A 20,029-nucleotide genomic window follows, 5' to 3' on the forward strand; every position below is an offset into this window, starting at 1 on the left:
ATCGCGGGCCGTCTCATTCCATATTAATCAGTATGTGAAGCCGAGCCTGCGGTAGAGGTCGGCCAGCAGCCACACCGGACCGATCAGCAGGAACTGCAGGTCCTTGAAGAACGACGGCTTGCGTCCCTCGATCTTGTGGCCCACGAACTGTCCCACCCAGGCGGCGACGAAGATCGCGACGCTGGTCCAGAACAGCGGCCAGGGCAGGCGCGCCAGGAGTCCCAGCACCAGCACCATGCCGAAGCTCACCAGCAGCATGCCGGCACCGAGCCGTACCGAGAGCAGGAAGTAATACAGCAGCGAGGCCAGGATCAGCAGCGTCGCCCAGTTGAGATAGGGGCTCACGGCGGCGAAAGCCGCCGGACGCGGCGCGCTCCACAGCATGCCGAGCACGCTCAGCATGATGAGCGGTACGCAGACCCAGTGGACGCGTTTATTGACCGGATTGCGGTGGCTCTCGCCGTATTCGTTGAACCAGCTCTCGGCACTGCGCATGGGCGGTTCCTCGGGACTAGAATGTCGCAGGGATTCGCTGGGGATCGAGTATGGGCTTCCTGCGCTTCGTTTCCAACCTCAAGTTCCTGCCGGAGGCGCGGCGGCTGGAGTTCTATCCCGCCTTCGCCATGATGCGGGTCAAGGTGCTGGAGATCGGCGGCGGTTGGCGCAGGGTGCGCATCCGGCTGCCGCTAAACAGCGTGTCCCGCAACCCCGGCGGCGTGATGTTCGGTGGCTTCCAGGCCTGCCTCGCGGATCCCATCGCCGCCATCGCTTGTTCACGCGTGTTCCCCGGCTACTCGGTGTGGACCCGCGCCATGACCATGGACTTCCAGAAGGGCGGCAGCACGGACCTCGAGCTGCGCTTCGAGATGGGACCGGAGCAGGAGGCGTCCATCGCGGCGGAGCTCAAGGCCCGCGGCCGCGCCACCCCCACCTTCGAGTACGGCTATTACCTGACGGACGGCAGCCTCTGCACGCTCATCAAGAACACCGTCGCCATACGCCCCAAGGGCTACCAGAAGGCCACCACCCCGCCCGCCGGCCTGGACGGGCTATGACCGGCGTTTTGCGCTAGGCTTACTACCCCCTTCCGCCTCCGCCCAAGCGAGCCCCCACCATGAAGGCCCTCAAACCCGCCCAGGTGCGTGAACTCATCGGCTTCGCCGAGAAGGGCGAGCTCGACAACGTGGTGGGCGTGCTGGTGCGGCTCGACAAGGACCAGCTCGCCGAGCTCAAGGCCGTGCTCTGGCTCGGCAAGGACGGCCACACGCCCAAGCACTGGGAAGCGCTGGTGATCCAGGCCCGCGCCAAGCTCGACAAGGACACGGTGCAATTCCTCGCCGAGGAGAAGAACCTGGGCGCTGACCTGCACAAGGGCATGGACATGCTGGAGAACTCGGGACGCATCTGAACGGCGCGACCGCGCCCCTGCGCTAAAGTTCCGATACTAACTGCCTAGTAGGCCGCGATGCCGCGGTCTATGCTTGGGTCTCCGCGCCATCCTTCCAGGAGACTCACCGATGCGACGCACTTTCTGGGTGTCCCTGATCCTTTCCCTGTTCCCGCTGCTGGCCGTCGCGAGGCCCGTCCCGCCCATGGCCACGGTGGGCGCCGCGCTGGCCGCGCAGAAGATCTCGCCCTCGGTGACCTATCCCGCGACGCGGCGCGACGACACCGTGGACGACTATCACGGCGTGAAGGTGCCGGCGCCCTACCAGTGGATGGAGGACCAGGACAGCCCCGAGGTCGCGAAGTGGGTGGAAGAGCAGAACACGCTCACCTTCTCCTACCTCGACCGCATCCCCGAGCGGCCCTGGATGCAGTCGCGCCTCAAGGAGCTGTGGAACTACGCGAAGGTGACCACGCCCTACCGCATCGGCGGCAAGCTGTTCTTCACCAAGAACAGCGGCCTGCAGAACCAGGCGGTGATCTACATGCAGGGCCCCGGCGACAAGGAGCCGGTGATGGTGATGGACCCCAACGCGCTCTCGCCGGACGGCTCGGTGGCGCTGCTCACCTGGGCGCCCTCCAACGACGCCCGTTACTTCGCGTACGGCCTCTCCCAGGGCGGCTCGGACTGGATCGAGATGCACGTGCGGGACCTTCGCACCGGCAAGGACACCGCGGACGTGGTGAAGTGGATCAAGTTCTCGGGCCTGAGCTGGACCGACGACGGCAAGGGCTTCTTCTACTCGCGCTATCCGACGCCGGCGGAGGGCAAGGTCTTAAGCAACGAGATCAAGGATCACACCCTCTACTACCACGCCCTCGGCACTCCCCAGAGCGCCGACAAGCTGGTGTACGCGCGGCCGGACTTGGCCCACTGGATCGTCAACGGCTCGGTGTCGGAGGACGGCCGCTACCTCTACGTGATCCTGAGCGACGGCAGCTCCGCCAACAACGAGCTGTTCTACGCGGACCTGGGCGACCCGAAGCATCCCGACATCGGCGCCGCCATCAAGCCGCTCTACACCGCGAACGACGCGGCCTACACCCCGCTCGACCACATCGGCGACACGCTGTACCTGCAGACCAGCCACGGCGCGCCCAAGTACAAGATCGTCTCGTTCAAGCTCTCGGATCCCGTGCCGGAGCACTGGAAGACGCTGGTGCCGGAAGGCGCCGACCTGATCCAGTCTTCGTTCCTGGTCGGCGGCAAGATCGCGGTGGGCTATCTAAAGGATGCCCACAGCGAACTGCATCTCTACAGCACGGAGGGCAAGGACCAGGGTGCGCTCAAGCTCCCCGGCATCGGCGCTGTGATCGGCTTCAGCGGCCGCACCGACACGCAGGAGCTCTTCTATAGCTTCGCGTCCTATCTCTATCCCACCACCGTCTACCACTACGACATGAAGACGGCCGCCACCGACACCTTCTTCGCGCCCAAGGTGCCGTTCGACCCCTCTCAGTACGAGACACGCCAGGTGTTCTTCAAGTCCAAGGACGGCACCCGCGTGCCCATGTTCATCACCGCCAGGAAGGGCCTCAAGCTCGACGGCAGCCACCCGACGCTGCTCTACGCCTACGGCGGCTTCGACATCAGCATCACGCCCTCCTTCAACCCCATCCTGCCGGTGTGGCTGGAGCTCGGCGGCGTGTACGCGGTGGCGAACCTGCGCGGCGGCGGCGAGTATGGCGAGGCCTGGCACGAGGCCGGCATGCTCGGCAAGAAGCAGAACGTGTTCGACGACTTCGCCAGCGCCGCGAAGTACCTGGTGGATGAGAAGGTCACCTCCACAGCCAAGCTCGGCATCTCCGGTTACTCCAACGGCGGCCTCCTGGTCGGCGCCAGCATCACCCAGAACCCGCAGCTCTTCGGCGCGGCCTACGGCGGCGCGGGCGTGATGGACATGCTGCGCTACCAGAAGTTCTCCGGCGGCAGCCTGTGGGCACCGGAGTACGGCGACTCCGACGATCCGAAGGCCTTCCAGTGGCTGCGCGCCTATTCGCCGCTGGAGAACCTCAAGCCCGGCACCTGCTACCCGCCGACGCTGCTCACCACCGCCGACCATGACGACCGGGTGGTGCCGAGCCACTCCTACAAGTTCGCGGCGGCGCTGCAGCAGGCCCAGGGCTGCGACAACCCGGTGCTGATCCGCATCGAGACCAAGACCAGCCACAACTACATGCCCACCGACAAGCGCATCGCGCAGACGGCGGACGTATGGGCGTTCCTGGCCTACAGCCTCGGCATCCAGGAAGCACCCAAGCACTGACCGCTTGAGATCCAGCCCCGCCGGGTGGATGCGCCGCGTACTAAATAAACGCGGTGCTCCGGCGGCGGGGCTTTTCTTTGGCCAAAGCCCGCGCCGGATCCGGCTTGACGCTCCATAATGGATGCAGGGGTTAAGGGACGGAGATCCCGAGAGTGGATGACGCCGAGATCGAGCGCCAGCGCATCAAGAACATGTCGCGGGTCACTTCCCGTGGCGTGGACGCCTGCCTCAAGGACAACGAGGCGGCGCGGGTGGAGCTGGAGATCCTGCTGGGAGGCCCGCACGCCAAGGCGGTGGTGTTGGCGATCCTGGAGGTGGCCGGCGCCGCCAGCAACGCCATCAGGCGCAACGCAAGGTTGTGGCAGCCCTTCGGGCCGCGCGAGAACTTCCTCTACGAGCTCGTCACGGACCGCAGCGACGCCGGCGTGCGGCGGGTGAAGAACCTCCTGGACGCGGGCTGGGACCCGAACCTGAAGGTCGAGGGGACACACCGCACCGCGCTCATGCAGGTGACCAACGCCTGGAACCCCACCAACCGCGACCTCGCGGCCATGCTGCTCGCCGCGGGCGCGGACCCGGAGGCGCGCTCCGCCGGCGGACAGACCGCGCTCGACTTCGCGCCGGTCTCCATGCGCAACTTCGTGCAGAACCTCGTGCGGGACATCGAGCAGGACACCACCAACCGCTCGGCGATCACCAGCACCAAGGACCCGATCTAGATCTCGATCAGGCCGTCCGAGAGCTCGTCGCGGTCGTCCGCCGCGCGCGGGTAGTGCTCCGCCATGGCGTCGCCGATGGCGCCGATGGCGGCGCTGAATCCCTCCGTCACCTCGCCGCGTCGCACCTGCGCCACGAACGAGGCCACGATCCCCTGCCAGCGCTCCGCGCCCACCTTCTCGTGGATGCCCTTGTCCGCCACGATCTCCACGTAGTGCTCCGCGAGCGACACGAAGAACAGCACGCCGGAGTGTCCGGCGGTGAGCTGCACGCCCTGCTCGTAGAACTGGGCGCGGGCCAGGCGGCTGGCGCGGGCATGCTTGACAGCCTTGGGCACCAGTGCGAGGTGCAGCGCCGGCCAGAGCATGATGATGAGCACCGCCAGCCCGAAGCTGAGGAGCTGCAGTTGGTAGATATGCAGGAAGCGCAGGCCCATGGGCAGGGACAGCAGCAGCGCCGGCAGGAGCAGCGCCAGTCCCGCGGCCCAGAGCAGCGCGATGGAAGAATAGGGGTCGGCGCGCCGCGCCACCACCGCCACGAACTCGCCGCTGGTGCGCCGCTCCGCCGCCTGGATGGCGGCGCTGATCTTCTGCTTGTCATCAATGCTGAACTGGATCATGTCACCAGCTCCCGGAGGCGCCACCGCCTCCGAACGATCCGCCGCCGCCTGAGAATCCGCCGCCGCCGCCGAAGCCACCTCCGCCAAAGCCCCCGCCTCCGAGCCCACCACCGCCCCAGCCGCTGCGGCCACGGCCGCTGTTCATGCCGCCCAGGAGCCACCACAGCCAGAACAGCCGTCCGCCGGTGCGTCCCCCGAACCCGGCGCGCAGCACGTTGAGCAGGATGAAGAAGATGAACACGATGAGGAATAACGTGGACATCCCATCCTTGCGCTTGGCGTGGCGCACCTCATCCGCGTGGCCGCCCAGCACCTGCTGGATCGCGTCCACGCCGGCGCTGATGCCGCCGTCGTAGTCGCCCTGCTTGAAGCGCGGCAGGATGGTGTTGCGGATGATGTCGTCCGAGAGCGCGTCGGTGAGCGTGCCTTCTAGACCGTAACCCACCTCGATGCGCACCTTGCGCTCGTCCCGGTCCACGATCAGCAGCACGCCGGTGTTCTTGTCCTTCGCGCCGATGCCCCAGTGGCGGCCGAGCTCGTAGCCCCAGTACTCGATGGGATAGCCGTCCAGGGTCGGTACCGTCACCACCACCAGCTGGTCGCCGCTGTTCTCGGCGAAGGCCCGCAGCTTGCGGTCGAGCTCGGCACGCGTGGAGCCGGAGAGCAGTCCCGCCTCGTCCACCACCGGCCCGCTCAAGGCCGGGAACGGCGGCATGGAAGCGTCCGCCGCCGAGGCGGCCCCCGGTAGCAAGAAGGCCGCCGCGCAGAACAACGCGGCGGCCAGGGACTTGAGACGAAGGGACATCTAGGTCCTTAGAACTTCACTTGCGGGGCTTGCTGGGCCGCTTCCGAGGCGCTGAAGCTCTGCATCACCTGCTTGTCGCCATAGAACATGGCGCGGTACCAGCGGCCCGGGATGGTGGTGAGCTCGGTGTTGTACTGCTGTACCGCCAGGATGTAGTCGCGGCGAGAGACCGCGATGCGGTTCTCCGTGCCCTCCAGCTGGGACTGCAGCGAGAGGAAGTTCTCGTTGGCCTTGAGGTTGGGGTAGTTCTCGGTCACCACCAGCAGGCGCGACAGCGCCTGGGTGAGCTGGCCCTGGTTCTGCTCGAAGGTCTTGAAGGCCTGCGGGTTGGTGAGGATGTCCGGCGGCACCTGCATCTGCGCCACCTTGGCGCGGGCCTCGGTCACTTCGTCCAGCACCTTGTCCTCGTGGGCGGCATAGCCCTTCACCGTGGCCACCAGGTTCGGCACCAGGTCCGCGCGCCGCTGGTACTCGTTCTGCACCTGGCCCCAGGCAGCCTTCACCTGCTGGTCGTAGCGCGGGATGTTGTTGATGCCGCAGCCCGAGAGGGCGAGCATCGCTCCGGCGGTGAGGCCCAGGATGAGGACGCGGGCGGCGGTACGCAGGCTGGCCATGATGCACTCCCTATATATGTAAGAGGCGCGAGTGACCGACATCATAACGCCGGGCGCCCGCCAGGGCTTAATATGTCTGTCGGCCCCCTTTTCAAGGGCCGCCCCCCATGCGAAGGAACGTCCCGCCCCATGTCCCGCGACAAACGCCTCGTCCTCCTGGTGCACGGCTGGAGCGTGCGCGACACCTCCACCTACGGCGGCCTGCCGGAGCGCCTGAAGCGCGAGGCCAAGCGCCGCCCCGAGCTCGGCCTCGAGGTGAAGGAGATCTGGCTCTCGGAATACATCAGCTTCCACAACGAGGTCGGCATCCCTGACATCGCGCGCGCGTTCCAGGCGGCGCTGGAACGGGAGCTTGGCGAGGACCTCGCCAAGGGCCGCCGCTTCGCCTGCATCACCCACTCCACCGGGGGACCGGTGATCAGGAGCTGGCTGCAGCGCTACTACCTCGACAAGGACAAGCGCCGCTGCCCCATGAGTCACCTCGTGATGCTGGCGCCGGCCAACTTCGGCTCGGCGCTGGTGCAGCTCGGCCTCGCGAAGCTCTCGCGCCTGCGTAGCGCCTGGTTCGAGGGCGTGGACGTGGGCACCGGCGTGCTGGACTGGCTCGAGCTCGGCAGCGCCCAGAGCCTCACCCTGAACCTGGAGTGGCTGGACAAGGGCGCGGGGCTCATCGGCCCGGACGGCATGTTCCCCTTCGTGCTCGCCGGCCAGTCCCACGACCCGCTGCTCTATGACTTCGTGAACAGCTACAGCGGCGAGACCGGCTCCGACGGTGCGGTCCGCGTCGCCTCCGCGAACCTCAACTTCACGCACCTCAGGCTCACCCAGCAGGCGCCGCTGCCGGACAAGCAATCCAAGCTCGGCTTCAGCGCACCGCGCCTCAGCGCAGACACGCCGCGGCTGCCGCCGGCGGTGCCGTTCGCGGTGCTGCCGGGCGTGTGCCACTCGGACGTGCGCATGGGTATCGTGCGCAGCGTGCCGGAGGGCGACGCGCCGCATCCCACCGTGGACGCGCTGCTGAAGGCGCTCGCCGTCACGGACATGGCGGGCTACGCGCGCGCCTTCGACGAGTTCGCGGCGCTCACCGCCGCCACCCAGGAGCGCCAGCGGGTGGAGGACCGCAAGCCCGTCACCGGCTTCGACCACCAGCTCATCCACGACCCCTGCAGCATGCTGGTGTTCCGCGTGCGCGACGACGAAGGCAACCCGGTCAAGGACTTCGACGTGGTGCTCACCGCGGGCCCCCAGGACAACCCCAACCACCTGCCGCCGGGGTTCTTCGTGGACCGCCAGCGCAACCACCTGGATCCGGGCTGCATCGTTTACTACGTGAACGCCGCGCGCCTGCTGGGCGCCGCGCCGGTGATGCACGGGGACCGGCAGATCCGTCCCGCGCTGCCCTCCGCCGGCAGCCTGGGGTTGCGCGTCATCCCCTTCCCGCAGTCGGGCTTCGTGCTCTACCAGCCTGCCATGCTCAAGACCGACGCGCGGCACCTGAAGGACTTCATCAAGCCCAACCAGACCACGCTCGTGGACATCGTGCTCAAGCGCATCGTGCGCGAGGGCGTGTACCGCCTCACCCGCAAACCTTCGCCGGAAGACTTCACCAAGCAACCCCCCGGGATGCCGATCGACTGAACAACCTCACGACGCCGGAGACCTCCATGCGCCTGTTGCTGTGCCTCCTCGCCCTGATGACCGTTGCGCTGCCCGCCGAGGCGCGCCTGCTGCAACCCAAGGACTTCGCCGCGCTGCACGAGGTGGACGACCCCCGCCTCTCGCCGGACGGGCATTGGGTGGCCTACACGGTGCGCACCACGGACCTCGACAAGGACAAGCGCGCCACCAACCTGTGGCTGGCGAAGTGGGACGGCTCGGAGGAGCGGCAGCTCACCTTCGGCGACAAGAGCCAGTACTCGCCGCGCTGGAGCCCGGACAGCCGGCATCTCGCGTTCCTCTCCGGCCGCGGCGGCGATGACCAGGACGGCGACCAGCTCTGGCTCATGGACCTAGCCGGCGGCGAGGCGCGCCGTCTCACCGAGCTCAAGGGCGGCGTGGAAGATTACGCCTGGGCGCCGGACGGCCGGCACCTGGTGCTGGTGGTGCGCGACGCGGACCCGGCTGCCCACGCCAAGGAAGATGAGGCGCCGCCGCCGATCGTCATCACCCGCTACTACTTCAAGGAAGACCGCACCGGCTACCTCACGGAGCGGCGCACCCACCTGTTCCTGCTGGACATGGACGGCGGCGAGCCGAAGCAGCTCACTTCCGGCGCCCACGACGAGCTGCTGCCGGCGTTCTCGCCGGACGGCAAGTCCATCGCCTACGTGACGAAGCGCGGCGCGGACCCCGACCGCAGCGACGACTGGGACGTGTACGTGATCCCGGCCGCGGGCGGCGCCGAGCGCCAGCTCACCCATTCACCCGAAGCGGACGGCAACCCGGACTGGGAGTCGCCGCCGGCCTGGAGCCCGGACGGCAAGTCCATCGCCTACCTGCACGGAGGTCCGGCGAAGGAGATCGAGTACGCCGCCGACTCGCTGGCGGTGATCGCGGCCGCCGGCGGCGAGCCGCGCGTGCTCACAGCGAAGCTGGACCGCAACGTCTATTCGCCGCAGTGGAGCACCGACGGCCGCCGCATCCTGGTGCGGCTGGAGCAGGACCGGCACACGGTGCTGGCGCAGGTGGATGCCGCGAGCGGGAACCTGACCGAGCTCAGCGGCATGGAAGGCACGCTGCCGGAGTTCGACGCCGCCGCCGGCAAGGTGGCGATGCTGTGGAGCTCGCCTGCGCAGCCGCGTGAAATCTACGCCTGGGAGGGCGGCAAGCGCCGCGCGCTCAGCCGCCAGAACACGGCGTTCCTGAAGGGCCTGGACCTCGCCAAGGTGGAGGAAGTGGCGTTCAAGAGCGCCGACGGCACCGAGGTGCACGGTTTCCTCACCTACCCCGCCGGCTACAGCAAGGGCACGCGCTACCCGCTCATCTCCTTCAACCACGGCGGGCCCCAGTCCCAGTCCGAGGCGGAGTTCGACTTCAACTGGCAGCTCTTCTCGGCAAACGGCTACGCGGTGGTGGCCACCAACTACCGCGGCTCCACCGGCCGCGGCACGCCCTACGCCATGGGCATCTACGCGAGCTGGGGCGGCAAGGACGTGGAGGACGTGCGCGCCGCAGTGGACGAGATGATCCGGCGCGGCATCGCCGACCCGGAGCGCCTCGGCGTCGGCGGCTGGAGCTACGGCGGCATGCTCACCAACTACGTGATCGCGAGCGACAGCCGCTTCAAGGCGGCGGTGAGCGGCGCCTCCATCTCCAACATCCTGGCGGGCTTCGGCACCGACCAGTACATCCGCGACTACGAGAACGAGCTGGGCGTGCCGTGGAAGGACCTGGATACCTGGATGAAGGTCTCCTACCCCTACTACCATGCGGACCGCATCAGGACGCCGACCCTGTTCCTGGGCGGCGGCAGCGACTTCAACGTGACGCTGCTGAACCAGGAGCAGATGTATGAGGCGCTGCAGAGCCTGAAGGTGCCGACCGGGCTCGTGATCTACCCGGGGCAGTACCACCGCCTGACCCGGCCGAGCTACATCCTCGACCGCTACAAGCGCTACGTGGACTGGTACGCGAAGTACCTGAAGGGCTAGCCCTTGCGGGCCATGGCCCGGCGCAGGGGGAACAGCAGCAGGAAGTAGCTGACCGGGCCGGCGACGGCCGAGAACAGGAGCCATGCCACGGCGCCGTGCAGCGTGTAGCCCGCGAGCGCCGCCAGGCTGCCCCAGAAGTCCGCCTTCACCATGTCCAGGATCTGGCTCACGGAGAGCGGCATGGGTGGCTCACGGAACAGCCACTGCCCCGCCTGCACGAAGGGGATGAGCAAGAGCAGCTGTAGCGGATAGACCAGGTTGTTCACGATCTGGATCAGCGCCAGGTTGAGCCTGAGCGCCAGCGCCGCCACCGTGCAGGAGATGATGGTGGTGCCGAGCACCGGCGCCATGCCGAGCAGCGCGCCCAGCACCACCGCCAGCGCGATCTTGTGGGGCGTGATGCCCTGCTTCAGCAGGTCCACGATGTGGCGGGTCAGCCTGTTGTCACGCAGCCTCAGGCGCTTGCTCGCAGCACGTTCCACTCGGGTCCCTCGCGTCCAAAGACAGTGATTTCCTGCAGCCCGCATCGTACAGCCGGGGCACGCCGAACCGCGTGTATGTCCGGCCGGTGACGCATCTTCCCACACCGCAGATTCGAGAAGCGAAGCGCATTTTCACCGAATTCAATTCGTCGGTCATTCTGTCAAAAACCCCTGGGATTCCAGGGGCCTTTGTCTATAGTCAAGCGCTGTGGCCGCGTCCCAATGAGGACTCCCGGCAACCGCTGGAAACCCAAGGAAGGGGATCAGCGGCCACAAGTCATGGCTCCGCTCGTTCGCCGGGATCGCGCTATCAGAGCATCCCGGAGGTAGGGGTCTTGTGTGCCCATTTCGGGCACACCCCCGGTGGAGCTGTTTGCAGCACGCGCCTCCGTGTGCCCTCCGCCGCCCGCGGGAAAACGGGTGACGCGGGCACGCTTGGGCGCAACACCAACTCGGGGGTTATATGAAGAGTTCCATGTTGACAGCGGCCGGTCTGGCGCTCGGCCTGGTGGCCGTGACCAGCTGGGCCGGCGCGCCCCAGGCGCTCACGTCCCATCCCACCAGCAAGATCAGCAACCCTTACTCGCCCGCCTACGGGCACTCCTACCGCCACGGCGTGATCCCCACCCGTGACGTGCACAAGAAGATGAAGCAGTGGCGGGCCCGTCACCAGTCCATCCTGGCCACCAGCACCCGCACCCTGAGCTACGCGGGCGGCACCAGCAGCAGCCAGGGCAACGTGGGCGTGAACAGCGGCCACTCCAAGGTCTACCTGGTGTTCTACGGCACCCAGTGGGGCACCCAGACCACCGACGCCAACGGCAACCTGAAGTTCTCCAACGACACCGCCGGCGCCGCCGGCGCGGCGCAGCAGATGTTCAAGGGCGTCGGCACCAACGGCGAGCTCTGGTCCGCCGAGCTCACCCAGTGGTGCGACGGCTCGAACGTCTCGTCCGGCGCCACCAGCTGTCCCTCCAACGCCACCTTCATCCCCTACCAGACCGGCGGCGTGCTCGCCGGCGTGTGGTATGACAACTCGGTGTCCTCGCCCTCCGCGGCGACGGCTGCCCAGCTGGGGCAGGAGGCCGTGAAGGCCGCAGGCCACTTCGGCAACACCACCTCGGCCTCCAACCGCTACGCCTACTACGTGATCCTGTCCCCGAAGGGCACGAACCCTGACAACTACCAGGGCCAGTACTGCGCGTGGCACGACTGGAACGGCGACGTGGGTGTGTCGTCCCAGTACGGCGACCTGGCGTTCAGCAACCAGCCCTACAACATCGACTCCGGCGCCGGCTGCGGCGTGGGCTTCGTGAACAGCCCGGGCACCCTGGACGGCTTCACCATGACGCTCGGCCACGAGTGGCATGAGTACATGTCCGACCAGTACCCGGCCGGCGGCTGGATCAACCAGACGGGCTCCTCCTACAACGGCGAGGAGAACTCCGACGAGTGCGCGTGGATCGCTCCCGGCTCGGCCGGCGGCGCCGCCAACGTGAGCTTCGGCTCCTTCGGCACCTTCGCGGAGCAGGCCAGCTGGTCCAACGACACCAACAGCTGCGCCATCTCCCACGCCATCGTGGGCGGCGGCGGCGGCAACAGCGCGCCCACCGCCAACAACGGTTCCATCAGCACCGCGCAGGACACGCCGAAGAGCGGCACCCTGTCGGCGACGGACCCGAACGGTGACCCGATCAGCTTCAGCATCGTCACCAACCCGGCCCACGGCAGCGTGACCATCAATAACCTCTCCACCGGTGCGTTCACCTACACGCCGGCGAGCGGTTACTCGGGCAGCGACTCGTTCACGTTCAAGGCCACCGACAACGGCGGCCTGGCGTCGAACACCGCCACCGAGAGCGTCACGGTGACCTCGACGGTGAACCATGCCCCGGTCGCGAGCAACGGCTCGGTGACCACCACCGCCAACACGGCGGTGAACGGCACGCTCGCCGCCACGGACCAGGACGGCAACTCGCTGACCTTCAGCGTGGTGACCAGCCCGGCCCACGGCTCGGTGAGCATCACCAACGCCTCGACCGGCGCCTTCACCTACACCCCGGTCTCCGGCTACTCCGGCAGCGACTCGTTCACGTTCAAGGCCACCGACAGCGGCGGCCTGGCGTCGAACACCGCCACCGAGAGCGTGACCGTGAATGCCTCCACCGGCTGCGCTTCGGGCTACACGGCCTACACCGGCAGCATCAGCCAGGGTCAGGACGTGTACGAGCCGAACGGGACGTACTACCACACCACCGTGACGGGCACGAACTCGGGCATCCTCACCGGCCCCGCCGGCAAGGACTTCGACCTGTACCTGTACAAGTGGAACGGTTCGCGCTGGGCTGTGGTGAAGAGCTCGACTGGCACCACCGCCAGTGAGACCATCAACTACAGCGGCAGCAGCGGCTACTACGAGTGGGACATCTATGCCTACTCCGGCAGCGGCACGTTCCAGCTGTGCCTGAAGCACCCGAACTGATGGTCCTGTAACCACCTTAGGATCGTCTTGATCCAGGCCCGCGGCGGAGACGCCGCGGGCCTTCTTATTTGGGGTGGCAGCTTTTTGCTATCATCTTGGCCCCTCGCGCAGCCCACCCCCGGCAGGCATGAAAGCCCTCTCCATCCAGAAGCTCACCAAGACCTACAAGAATGGCGTGCAGGCCCTCAAGGGCATCGACTTCGAGGTGGAGGAAGGCGGCTTCACCGCCCTGCTCGGCCCGAACGGCGCCGGCAAGACCACCACCATCGGCATCGTCACCTCGCTGGTCACCAAGACCGCGGGCCAGGTGACGGTGTTCGGCCACGACATCGACCGGGAGCTGGAGGCGGCCAAGTCCTGCATCGGCCTGGTGCCGCAGGAGCTCAACTTCAACCAGTTCGAGAAGGTCTTCGACATCGTGGTGAACCAGGCGGGCTTCTACGGCATCCCGCGCGCGCTGGCGCGCCAGCGCGCCGAGAAGTACCTGACCCAGCTCTCGCTGTGGGAGAAGCGGGACGCCATGTCGCGCACCCTGTCCGGCGGCATGAAGCGCCGGCTCATGATCGCCCGCGCGCTGGTGCACGAGCCGCGGCTCCTGATCCTGGACGAGCCCACCGCCGGCGTGGACATCGAGATCCGCCGCTCCATGTGGGACTTCCTGCGCAAGATCAACAAGGAAGGCATCAGCATCATCCTCACCACCCACTACCTGGAGGAGGCGGAGAACCTGTGCCGGCGCGTGGCCATCATCGACCACGGCACCATCGTCGAGCAGGGTTCGACTCGCGACCTCCTGGCCAAGCTGCACACCGAGACCTTCATCCTCAACCTGCGCAACCCGCTCGCGGCCCTCCCCGCCCTGCCGGGCTACCAGGCCGTGCTGACCGACGAGACCACCGTGGAGGTGCAGGTCACCAGGGACCAGGACGTGAACGCGCTGTTCGAGCAGCTCACCCGTGCCGGGATACAGGTCCTCAGCATGCGCAACAAGGCCAACCGCCTCGAGGAGCTGTTCGTGAAGCTCACCGAGCGCAAGGGAGACGCCGCATGAGCCGCCTGCGCGAGAACCTGGTCGGCTTCGGCACCATCGTCAACCGCGAGATTACGCGCGTGCTGCGCATCTGGGTGCAGACCCTGGTGCCGCCGGTCATCACCGCCACGCTCTACTTCGTGATCTTCGGCAGCCTGATCGGCCGGCGCGTCGGGCAGATGGACGGCTTCGACTACATGGCCTACATCGCCCCCGGCCTCATCATGATGCAGGTGCTGACCAACGCCTACACCAATGTGGTGTCCTCGTTCTTCGGCGCCAAGTTCGGCCGCCACATCGAGGAACTGATGGTCTCGCCGCTGCCCAACAGCTACATCATCATGGGCTACGTGGCGGGGGGCGTGCTGCGTGGCCTCCTGGTGGGCGCGCTGGTGACGGCGGTGGCGCTGCTGTTCACCGACCTGCACGTCGCGCATCCGCTCGTCACCATCTCGGTGGTGCTGCTCACGGCGATGGTGTTCTCCATCGGCGGGCTCATCAACGCGGTCTACGCCAAGAAGTTCGACGACGTGACCATCATCCCCACCTTCGTGCTCACGCCGCTCACCTACCTCGGCGGCGTGTTCTACTCGATCCACATGCTGCCGGACGGCCTGCAGGCGGTGTCGCGGGCGAACCCCATCCTCTACATGGTCAATGCGTTCCGCTTCGGCATCCTCGGGGTCTCGGACATCGGCATCTACACGGCCTACGGCATCATCCTGCTCTCGCTGGTGGTGCTGTACCTGCTCGCGCTGTTCCTGCTTCGGCGGGGCGTGGGGATGCGCAGCTGATGGCGCCGCGCGCCCTCGCCGCGCTGCTGCTGGCGCCGGCCCTGGCCGCAGCCGCGGACATCACGGTCGAAGAGATCTACGGCAGCGGCAAGGTATTCGACCGGGCCAGCGTGATCGTGGCCACCGCCCGTACCCATGCAGCGGACACCTGCCGCGGCTTCAGTCTGACCGAGAGCCAGATCCGGGATTTCTTCCGCAAGACCCAGGTCATGGACCCGCAAGCGCTGCACAGCTATAGGCAGGCGGCCTGCGAGGTTGAGGGACATTTCCTCTACCAGGACCAGAAGTTCGCCTTCATCGTGAACGCCGCCTACACCGGCCAGATCGAGGTGGCCCCAGGCCGCTACGTGATGTTCGGCTGCGACGCCGCCTGCAAGAGCATCTTCGACTACGGCTATCCGGTGCCGGCGGCGGCGTCCGGCACCGCGCCCCGCTGACCTTGGCCTAGCGCTCGTTCTTGAGCACGCTCGCGTAGTAGGACTTCACCCGCGCCGGCGCGACGCCGGTGGCGAGCGCGATGTACAGGATGATGAGGCTGAACACCGCCACGGCGGACATGCCGTTGAAGATGCCGAACGCGCCGGTGCCGCCCATCTCCACGGGGCCGAAGTAGCTCAGGAGCCACATGCCGGCGAAGTAGGGCATCAGCCACCAGGCGTGGGCCAGGTCCTCGTCCGGCTCCTGGCCCTGGGTGTAGAGGTACAGGAAGCGCAGCATGTAGACAGCCATGATCACGGTGATGATGGCGAACAGCACGTTCACGGTGCCGAAACCCGCCCAGTACATCACCAGGTTGGAGGCGATGAACGCGGCCGGCGCCACCGCCCAGGCGCTCCACAGGCGGAACGGGCGCTTGAGGTCCGGCATCACCCGGCGCAGGCGCAGCAGCACCACGCAGCCGAGGCCATAGGACAGCACCGTGGCTGAGGAGGCGTAGTTCACGAGCTTCTGCCAGCTCGGGAACGGGAAGAAGAACACGCAGCCCACCACGAATGAGAGGATCAGCGCGGTCCAGGGCGTGCCATGGCGGTTGATGTCCGCCAGGCGTTCCGGCGCGAACTCCTCCTCCGAGGCGGCCATCACCACCCGCGCGGTGGCGGTGGTCCAGATGTAGCCGCAGGCCGCCGGCGAGATGATGGCGTCGGCGTAGAGCGCCGCCGCCCACCAGGAGACGCCCAGGGTCAGCGCCAGGCCCGCCATGGGGCCGGAGGCCAGCACGCCGTTGGTGGCGCCGCCGCCGAAGGTGAGGCCGGCCCAGCCGTCCTTTGCCAGGAGCTCCGGCGGCACCGCCGCCACGAAGGCGTACTGCACCAGGATGTAGATGATCGCGGAAGTGACGATGGTGCCCACCACCGCGCGCGGGATGTTGCGCGCCGGGTCCGCGGTCTCGCCCGCGAGCTGGATCGCCTGGGTGAAGCCGAACAGTGAGAAGAACACGCCGGCGGTGGAGATCGCCAGGAACATGTTGGTGACGTCGCCGGTCGCGTGGGCCTTGACCGAGAAGTTCTCCGGGTGGTGCGCCGTGAACATCAGCACCAGGATGGTGCCGATGGGCGCGCACACCTTGATCCAGGTGGCGAAGGTGTTGAACAGGAGCACCAGGCGCAGGATCAGGAAGTTGAGCGCCACGAACGCGCCCAGCACGCCGATGGAGACCATCACGCCCAGGGTGGTGAGCAGGCCGGTATCGGGGTTGACCATGCCCGGCAGGTAGCCGTTCGCATAGGTCACCACCGCCATCGCCTCGACGGGGGCGATGGTCACGTAGGCCAGGAACAGGATCCAGCTCCACACCCGGCCCACCAGGCGGCCGTGGCTGATGAGGCTGATGTGCATGAGGCCGCCGCTGCGGGGGAACAGGGGCCCCAGCTCCGCGTAGACCATGGCGATGAGCCCCACCACCAGCGCGGCGATGGCCCAGGAGCCGATGCTCAGGGGACCGGCGATCTGCGCCGCGTGCATCGGGCCGAACAGCCAGCCCGAGCCGATGGTGGAACTCAGGCCCGCGAACAGCAGACCGATGAGGCCTGCGTCCTTGCGCAGCTTGCCCTTGGCCATGACCGTCTCCCCATTCCCATATATAAGGTTGCGAGAGGCTAACGGGTGAGGCCGGTTCAAGCAAGCTTGCGGGCTGCCCGGCCACCGACTAGTGGGCTGCCACCTTGCTCAGCTTCACCAGCCGCACCGTGAGCAGCACGGCCGCTACCGTCAGCCCGCCGATGAACCCGGCCCAGATGGCCTGGGGACCCAGGTGCAGGGGGATGCCGAACACCCAGGCCAGCGGGAAGCCCACGCCCCAATAGGCCAGCACCGTCACCAGCGTCGGCACCGCCGTGTCCTTGTAGCCGCGCAGCGCGCCCATGGCGCTCACCTGCACGCCGTCGGAGATCTGCATGATGGCGCCCATGTACAGCAGCCCCACCGCGATGCCCGCCACCGCCGCGTCGCGGGTGTACAAGTCCACGATCTGGTGCGGCAGGAGCGCCATGCTCAAGGCCGAGAGCACCTCGAAGCACAGGCACAGGCCGATGCCGGTGAAGGCCGCGAGCCTCGCCTCATGCCGGTCGCCGCGCCCCAGCGCGTGGCCCACGCGCACCGAGATGGCCAGCGCCACGCTCATGGGCACCATGAACACGAACGAAGCGTAGTTCAGCGCGATCTGGTGCGCCGCCACGATGTCGGTGCCGAGCGTGCCCATCATGAGGCCCACGCCCGCGAACAGGCTCGACTCCATGAAGATGCTCACCGCGATCGGCACTCCGAGCCACAGGAGTTCCTTCAGCATCGCCGCCTGGGGCCAGTCGAAGCCCTGGAAGAGCTGCAGCGGCTTGTAGTGCGCGCGCCGCGCGGTATAGGCGAGCATGCCGAAGAACATCAGCCATTGGGTGACGGCGGTGGCATAGCCGGTGCCAGTCGCACCCATGGCTGGCAGGCCGAGCTTGCCATACATGAGCACGTAGTCCAGCACGCCGTTCACCACCAGCGCGCCGCAGGCGATCGCCAGCAGCACGCGGGTGCGGCCGACGCCCTCGCTGGTGAAGCGCAGCACCTGGTACATGCACAGGCCCGGCATGCCCCAGGCGAGCGCGCGCAGGTAGCCGTCGGTCACCGGGATGAGCTCGGGCTCGATGTGGATGGCCTGCATGAACGCCACCGTGTGGCGCAGCACCAGGAAGCCGCTCCAGCCCATGAGCTGCGCGATCCACGCCATCTGCCGCGCGTAACGGCCGATCTCGCCGTGCTTGCCCGCGCCGTAGAGGTGGGCGGTGGTGGGCGACTGGGCCATGATGAGGCCGAGCGAGAACAGGAACACCGGCGCCCACAGGCTCGAGCCCACCGCGACCGCCGCCAGGGTCTTGGCGCCGAGCAGGCCGGCCATGATCGCGTCGGTGAGGCCCATGCCCACCAGCGCCAGGTTATGCACGATGATGGGCAGGCCGATGCCGAGCATGGCGCGCGCTTCCATCTTGACGGCGGGCCAGCGCGAGGTGGGGAAACGCACGGACATGGGCGCTGCTGCGGCGGGGTGGACGTGTCGCATCATAGCAAGCGTCGGGGCGAAGTGGCATGATGGATGGCCCCGGACGGCGCAGAGGCCGTCCTCATCGGAGTCTCCCCATGGCACAGAACGTACGCCCCGTCGCCATCGTCGGCAGCAATAGAATTCCCTTCTGCCGCATCTTCACCGACTACGCCGACATCGGGAACCTGGAGATGCTCTCCGCCGCGCTCAAGGGCCTGGTGGACAAGTACAACCTCAAGGGCGAGATCCTGGGCGACGTTGTGGCGGGCGCGGTGATGAAGCATTCGCGCGACTGGAGCATGGCGCGCGAGGCAGTGCTCTCGAGCGGCCTCGACGTGCACACGCCGGCCCACAACTCCGACCGCGCCTGCGGCACCTCGGTCAGCACCGCCGCGGAGATCGCCGCGCGCATCGCGATCGGCGAGATCGACTGCGGCATCGCCGGCGGCGTGGACACGGCGAGCGACGTGCCGATCGTGTTCGGGCGCCACTTCCAGCAGATCCTGCTCAAGAGCAGCCGCGGCAAGAGCTTCGGCCAGAAGCTCGCACCCTGGCTCGGCTGGCGTCCGAGCGACCTCAAGCCGCACCTGCCCGGCGTCACCGAGTCCCGCACCGGCCTCAACATGGGCCAGTCCTGCGAGCTGATGGCGAAGGAATGGGGGATCACCCGCGAGGCCCAGGATCAGCTCGCCTACGAGAGCCACATGAAGGCGGCGGCAGCCTGGAAGGAAGGCTTCTACAACGACCTGGTCACGCCGTTCCACGGCGCCACCGCCGACAACAACGTGCGCGCCGATACCTCCCTGGAGAAGCTCGCCAGGCTCAAGCCTGCGTTCGACAGGAAGAGCGGCCAGGGCACGCTCACCGCCGGCAACTCCACGCCGCTCTCGGACGGCGCCTCCGCGGTGCTGCTCGCCACGGAGGACTGGGCCAAGGCCCACGGCCTCCCGGTGCTCGCCTACCTCACCCACACCGCCACCGCAGCGGTGGACTTCGCCGGCCAACAGGGCATGCGGGAGGGCCTGCTGATGGCGCCCACCTACGCGGTGCCCAAGATGCTGGACAGGGCGGGCCTGAAGCTCCAGGACTTCGACTTCTATGAGATCCACGAGGCCTTCGCCGCGCAGGTGCTCTGCACCCTGAAGGCCTGGGAGTCGGCGGAGTACTGCCGCACCCGCCTCGGCCGCAAGGAACCCCTGGGCTCCATCGACCGTGCCAAGCTCAACGTGAAGGGCGGCAGCGTGGCGCTGGCCCACCCCTTCGGCGCCACCGGCGGCCGCATCATCGGGACCTTGGCCAAGATCCTCGCCCAGAAGGGCAAGGGTCGCGGACTCGTCTCGGTCTGCACCGGCGGCGGCATGGGCGTGACGGCGATACTCGAACGCTGATCCTTCTGCCGGCGCTCCTCTCGAAAAGCCCCGGTCATGGGGCTTTTCCTTGTCCGGTGGGCGATATTTCCCATATCTGACAATGACTTGGATGAGCCGCCGGGCTTTACCTATACTGGTTTAACAGGCCCCTTCGCTTTCAAGGAGGAAACAGGGCGCCATGACTCCTTCTATCCGGAAGGCCGGTATTCCTGCCCCCGTGCGCCCCAAGG

Annotated in this window: 18 protein-coding genes; 11 read left to right on the plus strand and 7 right to left on the minus strand. The window is 67.4% G+C overall.

Features of this window, described 5'->3' with window-relative positions; genetic code table 11:
- Window positions 1-27: 27 nt before the first annotated feature.
- Window positions 28-495, minus strand: coding sequence for an Mpo1-like protein (locus VF651_02145; GenBank protein ID HEX7964494.1), 468 nt, complete (start codon window positions 493-495; stop codon window positions 28-30).
- A 50-nt stretch (window positions 496-545) separates the two neighbouring features.
- Between VF651_02145 and VF651_02150 the strand changes: the two genes are divergently transcribed.
- From VF651_02150 to VF651_02165, 4 genes are all read left to right on the plus strand, one after another.
- Window positions 546-1,055: a PaaI family thioesterase gene (locus VF651_02150; protein HEX7964495.1), complete on the plus strand. Its 510-nt coding sequence runs from the start codon at window positions 546-548 to the stop codon at window positions 1,053-1,055.
- A 59-nt stretch (window positions 1,056-1,114) separates the two neighbouring features.
- Window positions 1,115-1,408, plus strand: coding sequence for a DUF3775 domain-containing protein (locus VF651_02155; GenBank protein ID HEX7964496.1), 294 nt, complete (start codon window positions 1,115-1,117; stop codon window positions 1,406-1,408).
- A 109-nt stretch (window positions 1,409-1,517) separates the two neighbouring features.
- Window positions 1,518-3,713, plus strand: a complete 2,196-nt coding sequence (locus tag VF651_02160) for a prolyl oligopeptidase family serine peptidase (GenBank protein HEX7964497.1) — start codon at window positions 1,518-1,520, stop codon at window positions 3,711-3,713.
- Between the two features lie 152 nt (window positions 3,714-3,865).
- A complete protein-coding gene (locus tag VF651_02165) occupies window positions 3,866-4,432 on the plus strand; it encodes a hypothetical protein (protein ID HEX7964498.1) in 567 nt (188 codons plus the stop codon).
- Here VF651_02165 and VF651_02170 read toward each other — a convergent pair.
- Genes VF651_02170 through VF651_02180 form a run of 3 tightly spaced genes read right to left on the minus strand, consistent with a single transcriptional unit; the run spans window position 4,429 to window position 6,411 of the window.
- Window positions 4,429-5,049: a TPM domain-containing protein gene (locus VF651_02170; GenBank protein ID HEX7964499.1), complete on the minus strand. Its 621-nt coding sequence runs from the start codon at window positions 5,047-5,049 to the stop codon at window positions 4,429-4,431. The genes VF651_02165 and VF651_02170 overlap by 4 nt on opposite strands.
- Before the next feature lies 1 nt (window position 5,050).
- A complete protein-coding gene (locus VF651_02175) occupies window positions 5,051-5,854 on the minus strand; it encodes a TPM domain-containing protein (protein ID HEX7964500.1) in 804 nt (267 codons plus the stop codon).
- An 8-nt stretch (window positions 5,855-5,862) separates the two neighbouring features.
- Window positions 5,863-6,411, minus strand: coding sequence for a LemA family protein (locus VF651_02180; protein HEX7964501.1), 549 nt, complete (start codon window positions 6,409-6,411; stop codon window positions 5,863-5,865).
- A gap of 186 nt (window positions 6,412-6,597) precedes the next feature.
- Here VF651_02180 and VF651_02185 point away from each other — a divergent pair, with 186 nt between their 5' ends.
- Entirely contained in the window at window positions 6,598-8,106 is a 1,509-nt protein-coding gene (locus VF651_02185) for a phospholipase (protein ID HEX7964502.1), read from the plus strand.
- A 26-nt stretch (window positions 8,107-8,132) separates the two neighbouring features.
- The gene (locus tag VF651_02190; protein ID HEX7964503.1) at window positions 8,133-10,118 is read left to right on the plus strand and encodes a S9 family peptidase; all 1,986 of its coding nucleotides are present in this window, start codon (window positions 8,133-8,135) and stop codon (window positions 10,116-10,118) included.
- On the opposite strand, the gene VF651_02195 is transcribed toward VF651_02190, so the two are convergent.
- Window positions 10,115-10,600, minus strand: coding sequence for a DUF2062 domain-containing protein (locus VF651_02195; protein ID HEX7964504.1), 486 nt, complete (start codon window positions 10,598-10,600; stop codon window positions 10,115-10,117). The two genes, VF651_02190 and VF651_02195, sit on opposite strands and share 4 nt — an antisense overlap.
- A gap of 475 nt (window positions 10,601-11,075) precedes the next feature.
- On the opposite strand from VF651_02195, the gene VF651_02200 reads away from it, so the two are divergent.
- From VF651_02200 to VF651_02215, 4 genes are all read left to right on the plus strand, one after another.
- Entirely contained in the window at window positions 11,076-13,082 is a 2,007-nt protein-coding gene (locus VF651_02200; protein HEX7964505.1) for an Ig-like domain-containing protein, read from the plus strand.
- Window positions 13,083-13,209: 127 nt separating this feature from the next.
- On the plus strand, window positions 13,210-14,133 hold the full coding sequence (locus tag VF651_02205) for an ABC transporter ATP-binding protein (protein ID HEX7964506.1): 924 nt from the start codon (window positions 13,210-13,212) through the stop codon (window positions 14,131-14,133).
- Entirely contained in the window at window positions 14,130-14,906 is a 777-nt protein-coding gene (locus VF651_02210) for an ABC transporter permease (protein ID HEX7964507.1), read from the plus strand. Before VF651_02205 ends, VF651_02210 begins: the two co-directional genes overlap by 4 nt.
- A complete protein-coding gene (locus VF651_02215; GenBank protein HEX7964508.1) occupies window positions 14,906-15,343 on the plus strand; it encodes a hypothetical protein in 438 nt (145 codons plus the stop codon). The genes VF651_02210 and VF651_02215 overlap by 1 nt, the downstream gene beginning before the upstream one ends.
- A gap of 7 nt (window positions 15,344-15,350) precedes the next feature.
- Here the strand turns inward: VF651_02215 and VF651_02220 are convergent, their stop codons facing one another.
- Together VF651_02220 and VF651_02225 are read right to left on the minus strand one after the other, a co-directional pair.
- Window positions 15,351-16,964, minus strand: a complete 1,614-nt coding sequence (locus VF651_02220; GenBank protein ID HEX7964509.1) for an APC family permease — start codon at window positions 16,962-16,964, stop codon at window positions 15,351-15,353.
- Window positions 16,965-17,052: 88 nt separating this feature from the next.
- Window positions 17,053-18,414: an MATE family efflux transporter gene (locus VF651_02225; protein ID HEX7964510.1), complete on the minus strand. Its 1,362-nt coding sequence runs from the start codon at window positions 18,412-18,414 to the stop codon at window positions 17,053-17,055.
- Between the two features lie 110 nt (window positions 18,415-18,524).
- Here VF651_02225 and VF651_02230 point away from each other — a divergent pair, with 110 nt between their 5' ends.
- Window positions 18,525-19,817 carry an acetyl-CoA C-acetyltransferase gene (locus VF651_02230; GenBank protein ID HEX7964511.1) on the plus strand — a complete coding sequence of 431 codons (1,293 nt, stop codon included), beginning with the start codon at window positions 18,525-18,527 and terminating at the stop codon, window positions 19,815-19,817.
- Window positions 19,818-20,029 lie beyond the last annotated feature (212 nt).

This window comes from Gammaproteobacteria bacterium (genome assembly GCA_036383255.1).
Classification (GTDB): Bacteria; Pseudomonadota; Gammaproteobacteria; order Natronospirales; family REEB76; genus DASUBN01.